Annotated in this window: 13 protein-coding genes; all 13 read right to left on the minus strand. The window is 65.8% G+C overall.

What is annotated here, in order from left to right; translation table 11 throughout:
• Nucleotides 1-41: 41 nt before the first annotated feature.
• Nucleotides 42-1,649, minus strand: a complete 1,608-nt coding sequence (locus tag N4G66_RS27085) for a GMC family oxidoreductase (protein ID WP_261706823.1) — start codon at nucleotides 1,647-1,649, stop codon at nucleotides 42-44.
• Complete coding sequence (locus N4G66_RS27090; RefSeq protein ID WP_261706824.1) at nucleotides 1,649-2,527, minus strand: TauD/TfdA dioxygenase family protein; 879 nt, start codon at nucleotides 2,525-2,527, stop codon at nucleotides 1,649-1,651. Before N4G66_RS27090 ends, N4G66_RS27085 begins: the two co-directional genes overlap by 1 nt.
• 47 nt (nucleotides 2,528-2,574) lie before the next feature.
• Nucleotides 2,575-4,416, minus strand: coding sequence for an asparagine synthase (glutamine-hydrolyzing) (gene asnB, locus N4G66_RS27095; RefSeq protein ID WP_261706825.1), 1,842 nt, complete (start codon nucleotides 4,414-4,416; stop codon nucleotides 2,575-2,577).
• Between the two features lie 268 nt (nucleotides 4,417-4,684).
• Nucleotides 4,685-5,404, minus strand: a complete 720-nt coding sequence (locus tag N4G66_RS27100) for a 4'-phosphopantetheinyl transferase family protein (protein ID WP_261706826.1) — start codon at nucleotides 5,402-5,404, stop codon at nucleotides 4,685-4,687.
• 4 nt (nucleotides 5,405-5,408) lie between these two features.
• Nucleotides 5,409-6,689 (minus strand): cation:proton antiporter domain-containing protein, encoded by a 1,281-nt coding sequence (locus N4G66_RS27105; RefSeq protein WP_261706827.1) that lies wholly within the window; start codon nucleotides 6,687-6,689, stop codon nucleotides 5,409-5,411.
• On the minus strand, nucleotides 6,686-7,609 hold the full coding sequence (locus N4G66_RS27110; RefSeq protein ID WP_261706828.1) for a hypothetical protein: 924 nt from the start codon (nucleotides 7,607-7,609) through the stop codon (nucleotides 6,686-6,688). The genes N4G66_RS27105 and N4G66_RS27110 overlap by 4 nt, the downstream gene beginning before the upstream one ends.
• 47 nt (nucleotides 7,610-7,656) lie before the next feature.
• Nucleotides 7,657-8,124, minus strand: coding sequence for a GNAT family N-acetyltransferase (locus N4G66_RS27115; protein WP_261706829.1), 468 nt, complete (start codon nucleotides 8,122-8,124; stop codon nucleotides 7,657-7,659).
• A 33-nt stretch (nucleotides 8,125-8,157) separates the two neighbouring features.
• Nucleotides 8,158-9,084 carry a hypothetical protein gene (locus N4G66_RS27120; RefSeq protein WP_261706830.1) on the minus strand — a complete coding sequence of 309 codons (927 nt, stop codon included), beginning with the start codon at nucleotides 9,082-9,084 and terminating at the stop codon, nucleotides 8,158-8,160.
• Between the two features lie 75 nt (nucleotides 9,085-9,159).
• Nucleotides 9,160-9,441 carry a hypothetical protein gene (locus N4G66_RS27125; RefSeq protein WP_261706831.1) on the minus strand — a complete coding sequence of 94 codons (282 nt, stop codon included), beginning with the start codon at nucleotides 9,439-9,441 and terminating at the stop codon, nucleotides 9,160-9,162.
• Entirely contained in the window at nucleotides 9,431-10,345 is a 915-nt protein-coding gene (locus N4G66_RS27130) for a chlorinating enzyme (protein ID WP_261706832.1), read from the minus strand. Before N4G66_RS27130 ends, N4G66_RS27125 begins: the two co-directional genes overlap by 11 nt.
• 64 nt (nucleotides 10,346-10,409) lie before the next feature.
• On the minus strand, nucleotides 10,410-11,366 hold the full coding sequence (locus N4G66_RS27135) for an amidohydrolase family protein (protein WP_261706833.1): 957 nt from the start codon (nucleotides 11,364-11,366) through the stop codon (nucleotides 10,410-10,412).
• Between the two features lie 12 nt (nucleotides 11,367-11,378).
• Nucleotides 11,379-11,615, minus strand: coding sequence for an acyl carrier protein (locus tag N4G66_RS27140; RefSeq protein ID WP_261706834.1), 237 nt, complete (start codon nucleotides 11,613-11,615; stop codon nucleotides 11,379-11,381).
• A 14-nt stretch (nucleotides 11,616-11,629) separates the two neighbouring features.
• Nucleotides 11,630-13,216 carry an AMP-binding protein gene (locus N4G66_RS27145; RefSeq protein WP_261706835.1) on the minus strand — a complete coding sequence of 529 codons (1,587 nt, stop codon included), beginning with the start codon at nucleotides 13,214-13,216 and terminating at the stop codon, nucleotides 11,630-11,632.
• Nucleotides 13,217-13,634: the final 418 nt, after the last annotated feature.

Genomic DNA, 13,634 nt, shown 5'->3' on the forward strand with positions numbered 1-13,634 from the left:
CTGGAAACGGGCATGGGCGAAGCGGGGCGGACGCTTCGCCGCTACGCCCGGGTCTGCTCTCTGAGGTCCTCAAGGACCATGGCGGCCCCTTTTTCGCCGATCATCATGCTCGCGGCGTTCGTATTGCCCGAGACCATGGCGGGCATGACGGACGCGTCGATGACCCTGAGGCCGTCCACACCGTGCACGCGCAGCCGTTCGTCGACCACCGCTCCGGGGTCGTTGCCCATGCGGCAGGTGCCGACCGGGTGGTACGAGGTGTCGCCGTGGGCCCGGGCGTAGGCCAGCAGTTCGTCGTCGGTGCGCACGTCGTTGCCCGGCGTCAGCTCGAATGCCCGGTACTTGTCGAGGCTGGGCTCCTCCATGACGCGTCGGCCGATGCGCATTCCGGCGATCAGCGTGGCGCGGTCGAGTTCCGTGTCCAGGAAGCGCGGCCGGATCGACGGTGGCGTCAGCGCGTTCCGCGAGCGGATGTGGATGGAGCCCTTGGACTCCGGGCGGAGCGGGTAGACGCCCAGCGTCATTCCGGGAGAGGTGTCCAGCCGTCTGCTGGAGGCCCCGCCGTAGCTCGCCGGGGCGAAGTGGAACTGGATGTCGGGGCGGGTCTCGGTCTGCGAGGACCGGACGAACCCGTACCCCAGCGCGATGGGCAGGCTGAGCAGCCCGCGGCGCTCCCGTACGTACTGCGTGATCTCACGGGCCAGTCCCAGTCCCCTGGAACGCTCGTTGAAGGTGATCGGCCGGCGGACCCGCCAGCGCAGCCGGGCCGCGAAGTGGTCGCGGAAGTTCTCGCCGACACCCGGCAGATGATGCACGACCGGCACCCCGGCCTGGCCGAGGACGTCCGCCGAACCGACTCCGGAGAGTTCCAGGAGCTGCGGCGACTGGACGGTCCCGGCGCTGACGATCACCTCTCTGCCGCAGTCCACGGTGCGCTCGGTGCCGCCGGTACGGAATCTCACACCGGTGCATCGCCGTCCGTCGAACCGCAGGGACGTGACGTGCGCGTCGGTGACCAGGGTGAGGTTCTGCCGCCTTCTGGCCTTCTTCAGGTAGGTGCCGCCGGCTGAGGAGCGTCGGCCCTCCTCGTGGTTGACCTGGTAGTAGCCGAAGCCCTCCTGGTCACCGGAGTTGTAGTCCGGGTTCTCCCGGTAGCCGGACTTGACGGCCGCCATGAGGAAGGTGTCGGTCAGCTCGTCGCGGTCGCGCGGCGGTCCCACCGAGATCGGACCGCTCCGGCCGCGGCTCTCGCCCTCGAGGTCGGAGGCGCGTTCCATACTGCGGAAGTAGCCCACCACGCCGTCCCAGGACCAGCCGGGGTTGCCCATGCCCTCCCAGTCGTCGTAGTCCTCGCGCTGCCCCCGTACGAAGATCATTCCGTTGATCGCGTTGGAACCCCCGAGCAGGCGCCCGCGCGGAATGCTCACGCTCCGGCCGTCGATGGTGGGGTCGGCATCGGTCTCGAAGCACCAGTCGTACTTCGGATTGCCCATCAGGACCGTCTCGGCGGCGGGGATGCTGAGCAGCGGGCTGCGCCGCTCGCTTCCCGATTCGAGCAGCAGCACCCGGACCGACGGGTTCTCGGTCAGCCGACCGGCCAGCACGCAGCCCGCGGCTCCCGCACCGACGATGATGTAGTCGTATCGCATCACTTGTCGGCCGCCTGGAGGGCGTGCTCCGGCCCCGCGGGGAGTCGCCGGCCCGCGATGGTCGTCCGGTGCATGAGCCTGCGGTGCTCGACATGGTCGTAGTACGTGGCCCTGTGCATCGCGCTTCGGTTGTCCCACAGGACGATGTCACCGACCTGCCACTGGTGGCAGTACGTGAAGCGCGGCTGCACGGAGAACTCCTGCAAGAAGGTGATGAGCGGCGCGCTCTCGTCCTCGGACATGCCCTCGATGCGCCACGGCACGTTGCCGCCCGCGTAGAGCGCCTTGCGCCCGCTCACCTCGTGGACGCGGACCAACGGGTGGGTGATGTCGATCCACTCGGCGCGCTCCCGCTCGGTGGGCGCCGGGCGGTCGGGGTAGTTGTACGGCCGGGACTGGACACGGCTGATGACGACCTTGAGATCCTCGATCCGTTCCTTGACGGTCTCGGGAAGGGCGTCGTACGCGGCGATCATGTTGCCGTACCACGTGTCTCCACCCACAGGGGGAACCTCGCGGGCGTACAGCATGGAACCGACCGGCGGGTCCGCGAGATACGCTCCGTCGCTGTGCCACACCCGCCCGCTGTAGGCCGAGCCGATCGGCTTACCGTCCTTGGCGATATTCGACAGGATGAGGATCTCGGGATACTCGCTGTCGTTGAACTGCGAGCGGGTGTAGGCGTAGACCTCGCCGAAGCGCCGAGTGAATTCGATGTGTTCGGCGGGCGTCATGTCCTGGCCCCGGAACACAAGAATCGTCGTATCGATCCAGGCCTGGTAGATCCGGTCGAAGTCCCGGTCGGATATCCGACCTGTCACGTCGACTCCGCGGACTTCCGTACCGATTCCGTCGGTGATGGGGACGAGTTCAAGCATGAAGGGAGACTCCCTGGAGTTTCTACTATGACGTCAGACGATCCCGGTCAGGGCAGAGCCACCTGGTACTCGTCCATCCAGTTGCGCATTTCGACCAGTTGAATGAGCAGGGCTGCCTGGTTGGAACCACCGGGTAGTTCACCGCGTACCGCGTTGGCGCTGATCTGCTGGATCAGACCGCCGAGCCCTTCGCCGTCGAACATCCACGACAGCGGGGAGGCCTTGTCGTTGACGATCCACGACGCCTCACGGATGAGTTCCTGGTCGTACACGGGGTTCTGCACATGCGGATAGGCACTCTTCTTCCGGTTCACCGTGCTCGCCGGAAGGACGTCCGCCATCGCCGCCTTCAGCAGACCCTTCACCCCGCCCCGGGACTTCAGCTCCCAGGGCACGTTCCACACGTACTCGATGAGCCGGTGGTCGCAGAACGGAACCCGCACGTCGAGTCCGTGGGCCATGCTCATGCGTTCCTTGCGGTCGAGGATCACCGCGAGCGGCCCGGACAGCCCCAGATAGAAGACCTCCCGCAGCCGGGCGTCCTCGGGACTCTCGCCGGCAAGACGCGGAACGTTTCCCAACAGCTCGGAATAGCGGGCGCGTTCGTCCTCCTCCGGGTCGATCTCGGCCATCAGACCGGGCGACAGGAAGCGCGACAGCCGGGGCCCGTCGCCGAGCCAGGGGAAGGTGTCGCGGCCCACCACGTCCTGCTTGAAGAAGTACGGATAGCCGCCGAAGACCTCGTCCGCGGCCTCGCCCGTCAGAGCCACCGAGCAGTTGCGCCGGATCTGGTCGAAGATGAGGTACATCGACGCGTCGAACTGGCCCCAGCCCGGCAGGTCGCGGGCGCGGCGCGTCGCGGGGATGACATCCAGCAGATCCTGCACCGCGGCGGTGAGGGTGGTGTGCCGGGTGCCGATGAACTCGGCGGCCGCCGCGGCGTACGGGGCGTCGATGTCCGGCCTGAGCTCGGTCGACACGAAGTGCGCCGGATCGCTCTCGAACTGGACGCAGAACGTCTCCAGTTCACTGCTCGGATCGTCCTTGCGCAGCGCCCGCATCGCCAGTGCGGCGACGGACGTCGAGTCGATGCCGCCGGAGAGCATCGCTCCCAGCGGGACGCCCGTGACGAGTTGCCGGCTGACCGTGTCGTCGAGCAGCTCGCGCACCCGGTACGCCGTGCGCTCGAAGGAGTCGTGGTGCGGCTCACTGACGAGCTCCCAGTAGCGGCGCCGGGCGAGTCCCGTCTGCGTGTACGTCAGCACATGGGCCGGCGGCACCTCGTTCAGCCCCTTCAGCGGGGTCTCGCCCGGCAGGCTCAGCCGCGGCTGCAGGACGATGGGGAGCTTGGAGACGTCCAGTCGCGCTTCGAAGCGCGGGTTGGCGATGATTCCCTTGGGTTCCGAGGCGAAGAGAATTCCGCCGGGATATTCGTAGTAGTAGAGCGGCTTGACGCCCATACGGTCGCGGCCGAGGTGCAGCCGGTGGTTCCTGCCGTCCCAGATCGCGAAGGCCAGCGCTCCGTTGAGGCGGTCGGCGAATTCGGCTCCCCAGAGGAGGAACGCCTGGAGGAGGGCCTCGGCGGTGGAACCGTTCCTGAGTTCACCGCCCGCCGCCTCGATGTCCCGCCTGAGCTCGTCGCGGTTGTAGACCTCCCCGGCATGGGCCACGTACACCGTGCCCCGGCCGGTCTCGGCCCGGGCGGGTCGCACGTCTTCGGCCGATCCCGAGGCGGCCAGGCCCCTGTGTCCGATACCGGCCCGCGTGGACAGCCACACATCCTCGGTGTCCGGTCCCCTGAACCGCATCGCCTCCGTCATCGAATGCAGAATGCGACCCTGCTCACCGAGATCACGCCGGAAATCGATCCAGCCCACCACGCCACTCATCCACTTCACCTCCTGGGTAGTCGAAGAACTCTTCATCGGTGTCAAGAAACGTGCGTGCATCGGGACGGCGAAGGGTGGAGATCCACCGGAAGGAAAGAGCGGCCCACTACCCGAGTTCTTCTCGGCCAGGAGAATTCAGCACCAGGAATAACGGTGCCAGACGGGCTGCCGGACGAGTTCGCCGTCTTGGTGCATCAAGTTGCCATGCAGCTTGATGCACCAAGGAACCAAGGACATCAAATCGGACATAGGTCTCTTCGTGGCCGCCTCACACGGCAGGTGCCCGCACGGCCACCGCGGTGCCGACCGTCCCCTGGCCAGGACGGCCGAGAATCCGCCAGCGCCCGGCGAAGCCGTCGATCCGCACGCCGGCCACCACCGGCCCCGGGACCCGCAGGGCGGCGGCGAACGTCCCGCGGTCCGCGTCCAGCGCGATCTCGCAGTCCTCGAACCCCAGCCACCGCCCGGTCAGCGGGAACCACGCCTTGAAGACGCTCTCCTTGGCACTGAACAGGACCCGGTCCCAGGCCGCTTCGGGGTGCGAGCGGGCGAGCCCCGCCAGAGCCCTTCGTTCCTCGGGCGATGTCACCGCGTGCTGAACGCCTGTCGGCAGCGAGGCGTGTGGTTCCGCGTCGATGCCCACGGACGCGACCGCACCACCGCGCGCCACGGCAGCCGCCCGGTATCCCTGACAGTGGGTCATCGCGCCGACGACGCCCCGCGGCCAGCGCGGCGCGTTCCTGGCCCAGTCGGCCCCCTCCTCACAGGGGAGGACCGGCGCCGCCGGCACGCCCAGCCTGAGCATGGCGGTGTGCGCACACATCCGTACCGTGGCGAACTCCCGTCGTCGTTCGGCGGAGCCGGCCCGCTCCATGAGCGCCCGCTCCTCGGGGAACAGCTCGAAGGCCGACGGATCCGCGAAGGCCTCGACGACCTCGACCGGTGCGGGCAACAACCCCGCGAGGAGCGTGCGCCGCACCACTCCCACGCTTCTACCGGACCTTCCACCGCGCCTCGCCCGACTGTGCCGACGGCACCAGGACCTCCGGTTCCAGCTGCGCCCGTGTGCCGGTCCCACCGCCCATGAGCCACCTCAGCAGCGGCCCTGTCATGGCCGTCGTCACCACTGCCATGAGCACGAAGAGCGAGTAGAGCCGTTCGTTGATGAGCCCCGCCTCCAGCCCGATGCTCAGCGCTATGAGTTCGGTGAGTCCCCGGGTGTTCATGAGGGTGGCCAGCACAGCGGCGCCACGGGATGGGATCCCCTGCGACCGGGCGGCGACCCAGGTGCCCGCGAACTTCCCGGTGACCGCGACCAGCATGATCATGCCCAGCTGGAGCAGTCCGGAGGAGCCGATCCGCGAGAGGTCGACCTTCAGCCCGGCGACGATGAAGTACACCGGCAGGAGCAGGCCTGTGGTGTACCGCGTACGGTGCAGCAGGGCCTCGCGGACGTCGGCGCGCCGGGGACGCGGCATGACGAGACCGAACAGGAACGCCCCGATCACGAAGTGCAGCCCGAACAACTGGGTCACCGCCGCCGACGCCAGCGCACCGGCGACCACGAGGACGAATCCGCCGGGCGAGGTCAGCCCCTCGGGCCCCTGTCTGTCCAGAACCCTCTTCAGCAGGGGCCGCACACAAGTGATCAGCACCAGCGCGTACGGAACCATCAGGAGCACCGTCCAGTGCTCCTGTCCCTGCACACCCGCCAGGGCCTGGATGCCGGCGAGCGCCGTCCATGCGGCGAGATCGCATATCGCCGCGGTGGACAGTGCCATCGCCCCCAGCCATGTGCCGTTCATCCCCCGGTCGTCGAGGATCCGGGCGAGTACCGGGAACGCCGTGACCGACACCGCGACACCGATGAACAGGACGAAGGCCGTCCGATCGGCGGGCGCGTAGTCGCGGATGAGGAACCAGGCGAGCAGCAGACCGAGACCGAAGGGAACGAGGGTGGAACCGACGACGGTCGCACCGGCGACCCGTCCGGAGCCGCGCAGCCTTCCGAAGTCGAACTCCAGGCCCACCACGAACATGAACAGCACCAGTCCGAGATTGGCGAGTGCGGTGAGATAGGGCCGCACCTCCCCCGGGAAGAGCGTGTCGGCGACAGCGCCGTGCAACAGGGTGGGGCCGAGCAGGACGCCCGCCACGATCTCCCCGATGACCGACGGCTGGCCGAGTGCCTTCGCCAGCCGCCCGACGGCTCGCGCCACCACGATGATCAGGGCGAGATCGGCAAGGAGTATCGCGGCATCGATCTCCGTCATTTCGATTCCCGGGCCTCGTCGACGGCCTTCAGCCGGACCAGCAGCTCCTGCTCGTCCGCCTTCAGTCCGCGGCAGGCGTCGGTCAGCCGGCCCGGATCCACAGAGCCCGTCACCTTGCCGAGCAGCAACTGGTTCATCACGCCCTCGGCCTGCCTCACGATGCGGTCGACGACGGCTTCGACGTCGGGGGCCACGCATGTGCGGCGTATGTACTCGCCCAGCCCGGCGCGCGTTCCCTGGTAGACCGAGAACGCGTCGTGCAGTGCCGCGACGGCCCGCTCCGGCGCGATCCAGGGGCAGGAAATGAGCTCACCGACGTCCGACAGCAGGGTGTAGCTGTCCTGGTAGCGCTCCAGGAGGCGGGAGAAGGCATGCCGGGTTTCGACCCCGGCCTCCTGCGCGTCGAAGGGTTTGGTCGTGAAGTACCTGACGCGACGCAGCTCGCCGTTGTCGAAGCCGGCCGCGATCAGTTCCTCGGGGTAGGTGTACGCGCAGAGCAGGCTCGCGGGGTTGTCGTCGAGGAGCGACCACTCGGCGGTCTTCGGGTCGTACCCCTTCAGCAGGATCGTGTGGACCAGATGCTTCGTGGTGTACTCGGGGCAGTGCGGCCAGTAGAAAACGTCCCCCACGAGGATGGCGTACCCCTCCTGGGACACCACGTCCAGCAGCAGGCTCCGGGCATCGGCGTACGTCTCGAATTCCACTTCCTCGCGGACGATTCCGATTCTCTCCAGATCGTCGCGGTCGAAGAATCCACTCTCGAAAGAGTACTTGGGACGTTGCTCCCTGATGATCTGCTGGAGGATGTCGTCCGTGCTGATCAGACACCGATGGAACAGCTGGTGCACCTGCGGTTCCCGCTCGGCGAGCATCACAAGCGACTGACGCTGGTAGCAGTTCAGGAACAACCGGCTGTACAACCCTCTGTCATAAGGATACGCAAGGCCCTTCACGTACAGCCTCCCCTTCAGGGTTCAAGCTGGATAAGTCTCGTCATGAATGCACTGTTGGGGTCTTCTTTGTAGTCCGCGAAAGGCGCGCAGTACTCGAACTCGAACTTCTTGTACAACTCACGGGCCGGGACGAAGAACTCGGTCGAACCGGTCTCCAGGCTGAGCCGGGTGAAGCCCATCCGGCGGGCCTCGGAGATGATGTGGCCCAGCAGTTGAGAGGCGATCCCGCGCCGCTTGCACGCGGGATCGGTGCGCATCGACTTGATTTCCCCGTGGCCGGCGCCGATTCTCTTGACGGCGCCGCATCCCACCAGGGCCCCGCCGTCCCTGGCCGACCAGAAGGTGACCTCAGGGCTGCGCAGTCCATCGAGGTCGAGGGCGTGCTTGCTCTCCAGCGGTGTGATGTCCCGCATTTCCTGGACGTGTTGCTCAAGAAAATCGGCGATCTCGCTGCCGGACAGGTCGTCGACCGAAATCTCCATGCCACTCACCTTGTTCCATGTCGTCCCCATGGCTCAGGTCCCCACCAGCAGCCCGCATGCGAAGAATCCGGGTGCCGACGACTGAGCCAGATATGTCTCTCCCGGACGGATCCCCACACGGCTGTGATAGTCGGCGAGGTTGACCATCCAGTCCGAGTTCCCGCAGTGCCCGTACGCGGACAGTGTCCCGGCGAAATGCAGTGACTCCCGGTCGAGGCCCGCGATCGCGGAGTTGAACAGCGTAACCGGCGCGTAGAGATTCGTCGGGAACACCTTCGTGACGTCCTCCAGCCGCCGGTCGGCCCGTTGGAAGACCCTGGCCAGCGAGTCCCGCGCCACCTTCTGCCTCGACATGAAGGAATCCCGGCCGAGGAGTCCGGCGTGGTCGACGCCGACGGCGGTCGAGGCCAGCTTCAGCAGGCCTGCGCCACCCCTGCTGACCAGGCAGCTGACGACCGCGTCGCTGAACAGCGCGAAGGATCTGACGCGGCCGCTGTCCTCGGGGACGAAGTCCAGCGAGACGAGGACGACGTTGTTCACCTCATCGTCGGAGAACAGCTCCCAGGCCTGCCGCAGAGCCGTCAGCGAACTGCAGCACTGCTGGAAGGAGACGACGGCGGGAACACAGTTGACCAGGCCCAGGGCATCCAGCACCCGGACGGCGAAGTCAGGGCCGAGCGCGCCCAGCCGGACATCACTGGTCGCGAAGACGATACGGTCGACGTCCTCGGGCTGGACGGAACCGTCCCGCAGGGTCTGCCGCACCGCCTCGAGAACATAGTCATCGACGGGGCCCGACATCGTGCGGAAGGTTCCGCAGCCCATGGCCGCGAACTCCGTGTCGGGCGACTCGGCCTGCCACAACGCCTCGAAGTCCGTGATGTCCTCGGGCTTGCGCTCCAGGTCGCCGAAAGCGCACGCGAACGAGCCGATACCGACGCCCTCGTGCTCAGTGGCCATGACGCACCGGACCCGCCGGGCCCGGACCGACGGCCGCAAGGACCGTCGGTTCCGAGTCACGCCGAAGGACGGGGATCACGCGGTCGCCCGCACAGAGCCGAGCTCGTCGATCTCACGTATGACGGAGACGATGCCCTCGATGTCGCCGAGCCTGGACACCCACTCCGGCTGGAGCTGCACGCTGTCGTTCGCGCGCTCCTTGATGTAGTTCACGATCACCAGGATGATGTTCAGCGAGCTGATCCCGAGCTCTTCCCTCGTCGTCGCCCGCGTCACGTCCTCGTATGTCACGTCCTTGGTCATCGGCTGTGTCGCGAGGAACTCGGCGAGGTTCTTGCGGTATTCGTCAGCGCTCATCGGATTCGACCTTCTTGAAGGCAAAGCCGTTCAGGTTCTTCTCGTGGATCCGGTTGTGCCCGTACTTGTCCTCGCCGGAGACAAGGACACTGCCGTGGTAGTCGAGGCTGATCGTGTCGCCGAACTCGCTCAGACTGTCGACGTTCTCGTACACCTTCACGGAGGGCGACACATAGCGTGAGGCAAATCCCAGACGCGTGGTGTCACTGACGTTCGGCAGGGAACCGTGGATGCACTTGGCAAGGAAGATGACGAACTGGCCCGGCTTCATCTCCATTTCGAAGACTTCTTCGTCGTTCGGATCCCAGTCGGTGTCGAGCTTGAGCTCCGAGTAGTCGTATCCGAAGAAGTCGTGGGACTTGCTCTCCACGTTCCGCGAGAGCGGCTTGCTCTCGTCGTAGTACCACTTCTTGTGGCTGCCGGGAATGTAGCGCAGACAGCCGTTCTCCTTGCCCGCCGGGGAGAACGCGGTCCAGACGGTCAGCTCCTGTGTCAACATCTCGCTCTCCTCCGTGTACTTGAGGGAGGGAGCGGTGGAGGTGGTGGTCTCACCGACCACGAACGTCTCGACCTGGTGCCAGCCCGTACCGGCCTCGCCCGGCGCCTTCTTGAAGATGTTCGTCTTCCAGCACAGGATGTCGTCGCCGATGAGGCTGCGGAGCTTGTGGATGATCTCCGGCCGGCTGACGTGCTCGGACAGCGTGTTGCAGTCCAGGTGACGGTCGTAGTTGATGATCGTCGAGTTGTGCGGCTTGTTCTCGGAGGTGACCATCTCGATCATGGCCTGGTTCCACAGCAGCGGAGCCTCACCCTCCTCGTAGAGGTCGAACGGACCGACGAATCCGTTCTCCTTGAAGAATTCCACCTGTTCGTCGGTCAGTCCGAGGAACCCGGTTTCCGTCACGCTTTCAGCCACCTTCATACCTTTCGTTGATCGTGCGAGAGGATCGGTACGGCCCGGTCGGCGGTCAGCCGCCGTCCGTGCCGGCCACCGTCGACTTCAGCTTGTTCTTCCCGAGCAACCGCGCCGCGTTCTTGTGGAAGAAGAGGTCCCGGTCGGCAGCGGACATGCTGTCCGGGAACGCGCCTTCCTTTTCGAGCTTCTCGACCAGGCTCAACTGGCGGCCCTGGAGCCGAAACACCGGCCAGTCGGTGCCGAAAATAATCTTGTGATTGATTCCCCGCCGGAACAGCTTGTTCAACGCCTCGACACCGAAGGCCTCATAGCCGCTGACATCCACATAAATATTCGGCCGGTTGTTGCACAGCATGGCCACCTCGTCCGGATAGTGCACGCTCCCGTGCGCCAGCACGAAATCGATTCCGGGGAAGTCCTTGGCCGCCTTGTCCACGAAAATGGGCTGCGCGATCTCGAAATCGAGTACGGGCGACGTGGCACCGATATGAGACAGCACGGGCAGCGCGTACTGCGCGCATATCTCGTAGTACGGGTAGAGGAGTTCGTCCGACAGCTTGTATCCGCACGGCGGGTACAGCTTCATCCCGTCGAAGCGGTAGTCGACGATCGCCTTCTCGAAGAGCGCCAGACCGTCCGCACCCCACCTCGGATCCACGCCCACCAGCACACGGAACCGGCCCGGATGGCGCTCGACGACCACCCTGTGGTGCTCGATGAGCTCCTCAATGGTGTGCGTGCTGTCCTTGAGCGCATAGGTGAAGTCCGGCAGCAGCAGAACCGATTCCGCTATCCCGGCCTCGTCCATCTGCCTGACCAGCTCGTCGCAGAGCGGATCCGTCAGCGTTCCCGCGTGCATTCTCGCGACCTTCTCCCGGGTCACGGGCAGGCCGCGGCTCTCCAGCGCCACGGTCATGTTCTCGACGACGCCGTCCTGGAACGACTTCGGGAAACACATTTCGGAGGCGATATGACTGTGGAAGTCGATGATCGTTGGGGAGTCGCTCATGGAACCGGCCTCTCAGCTCTGCCGTACGATCTTGATGATGTCCGACACGAATTCGGCTCCCACGAACCGTTCCACCTGACTGAAGGCATCGATCCCCGCCTTCTCCTCCAGGACGAAGACGATGCTCATGAGCCCGAGCGAGTCGATGCCCAGGTCGCCGCGCAGACTCTTCTCCGGCGTGACCCCTTTCTTGGCCGCAGCCTTCGAGATCACACTCGCGATGAGCCGGCAGATCTCGTCGTCGCTCACAAGGCCCTTGTCCATCATCCCGCCCGGGTGCTCTCGCTGAATATTCTTCGCATGACCGCGCTTCTGTCGACCTTCAGGTTTCTCGTCAGCAGACCGTCCTCGACCGTCAATTCGGTCTCCGGCCTGAAGACGACTTCCGCGATCCGGTGGGAGGCTTCCCGCTTCTTGTTCGACTCGCTGACATACGACTCCACCTCGGCCGTGCGCTCGGTGGACTGCCAGTCGCCGAGCCAGACGACGCAGGTCAGCCTCCCCTCCTGGCCGGGTGAAGCCACCATCGCCTTCTTGATCCGGCAGCTCTTCTCCACCGCCAGCTCCAGCTCCTCAGGGTTGATCTTCACCCCGCTCCGCGTGACGATGACGTTCTTCTTCCGGCCCACGAGCCGCAGGAACCCCGAGCGGTCGAACCGGCCCAGGTCCCCGGTGGCGATCCTGTCTCCGGGCAGGAAGACCGAACTCTGGGTCTCCTCCCCCGCGAACACGTAGCCGAGGCACTGCGGTTGATCGGTGGCCACGACCACTTCGCCGTCGTCGCCGATCTCGACACGAATCCGGTCGACTGGCCGACCGGCGCTGCGAATCCGGTGCCTCTTCGGGAGATTGAACGAGATCCAGCCGATCTCGGTGCTCCCGTAGACCTCGAACAGCGGAGCGCCGAGCTGCTGAAAGAGCTTGACCGTCCGGGGTGGGACCGGGGCGGAACCGGTGAGCATGAGACGGACACGCGAGCCGTACATGCCCATCCACTTGCGCCCCAGCCTCACCCGCAGCCGACGGCTCGCCCGGCCCGGGGCGACGCGGTGCAGAGCGGCCGCGAGGAAGTAGGGAATTCTGTCGCGCCCACTGCCGGAGTTGACCCTGTTGTACGCGATCTCGAAGAACGAGGGCGGTCCAAGGATGATCGTCGGCTCGAACTCCTTGAGCTTCTGGAACATCCGCTCCGGAGCGACGACCGTCGCGTCGAGACCGTATCTGACAGCCGTGTACATCAGGTACCGCTGCTGGAAGTTGGAGAACGGCATGACAATGAGCAGGTTGTCGCTCTCATTGACCTCCCATGCCTCCGCGGACGTCCGCATGGTGTTCTCGACACCCTTCTTGGACATCAGCAGGCCCTTCTTGCTCCCCGAGGTTCCGGAGGAGAAGGCGATGGAGAAGACATCCTCGGCCGGCGCGGGCCGGCCGGCGCCGCTTGAAGGGACCCTCTTCACGAAGGACAGAGGCCGCTTCTCCAGCAACCCGACTCCGTCGGGAAGCGGGGAGTCCACGGGCGGCCCCTTGGTGAGCAGCACCGCCGAGAGCTGGTACTCCTCGGCGAGCTCGGCCGCCTCCTCCTGCCGCTCCACGGGCAGCGCGACGACCACGCACTCCAGACCCAGCAGGGCGAGGTCCGCGAGAACCCATTCGTAGGAGTTCGGGCCGGCCACCCCCACGAGATCTCCGGCCCCGACACCGCAGTCCCGCAGCTCCGACATGAGTCGCAGCACATCGTCGTACACTTCTGGAAAGGTCTTGGTGACCGATTTCCCGTCCACGGAGAAGAAGCGCATCCGCCGGTCCGGGTATGCCGGAAGATTCCTGTAAAGACCGTTTATTGACAATGATGTTCCTTGGCTCGACCGCCCGGCTCCCGGAAACGGAGTCGACGAGTGACCGGATCGCTCATCCCCAGCCGGTGTCGTTGGCAGCCACGGCCGCCGCCCCCCACGCAGGAGGCTGCTGGGCTCCTGACGTCCCGCCCGCCATCAGAACAGCCAGCGAGGCTGTACAACTCACCACAAGCATCTTGCCGAAGCGCATCAAAACCCGCCCCCACGCGTTCCGTTGATCGGCTTTCCTCGACATCCCGAGTCGCTTGCGACGCTGCAATGACCGGGAGTTGATCTGCCCTCAAGGTGCCATCACCGAGGGCTGGTTGGGCTTGTCACAGCCGAGCATCAAGCTGCATGGCAGCATGATGTCTGCCGAATGAAAGCGACATAGCATGTGATATCTCGCCGCTCGGTGGGTGACGTCATG

It is taken from the genome of Streptomyces rhizosphaerihabitans (genome assembly GCF_025399795.1).
GTDB classification, from domain to species: Bacteria; Actinomycetota; Actinomycetes; order Streptomycetales; family Streptomycetaceae; genus Streptomyces; species Streptomyces rhizosphaerihabitans.

Bases quoted from the DNA above. Each gene is read 5' to 3' on its own strand.
- N4G66_RS27085 (WP_261706823.1), bottom strand. From the start codon at position 1,649: ATGCGATACGACTACATCATCGTCGGTGCGGGAGCCGCGGGCTGCGTG.
- N4G66_RS27090 (WP_261706824.1), bottom strand. From the start codon at position 2,527: ATGCTTGAACTCGTCCCCATCACCGACGGAATCGGTACGGAAGTCCGC.
- asnB (WP_261706825.1), bottom strand. From the start codon at position 4,416: ATGAGTGGCGTGGTGGGCTGGATCGATTTCCGGCGTGATCTCGGTGAG.
- N4G66_RS27105 (WP_261706827.1), bottom strand. From the start codon at position 6,689: ATGACGGAGATCGATGCCGCGATACTCCTTGCCGATCTCGCCCTGATC.
- N4G66_RS27115 (WP_261706829.1), bottom strand. From the start codon at position 8,124: ATGGAGATTTCGGTCGACGACCTGTCCGGCAGCGAGATCGCCGATTTT.
- N4G66_RS27120 (WP_261706830.1), bottom strand. From the start codon at position 9,084: ATGGCCACTGAGCACGAGGGCGTCGGTATCGGCTCGTTCGCGTGCGCT.
- N4G66_RS27125 (WP_261706831.1), bottom strand. From the start codon at position 9,441: ATGAGCGCTGACGAATACCGCAAGAACCTCGCCGAGTTCCTCGCGACA.
- N4G66_RS27135 (WP_261706833.1), bottom strand. From the start codon at position 11,366: ATGAGCGACTCCCCAACGATCATCGACTTCCACAGTCATATCGCCTCC.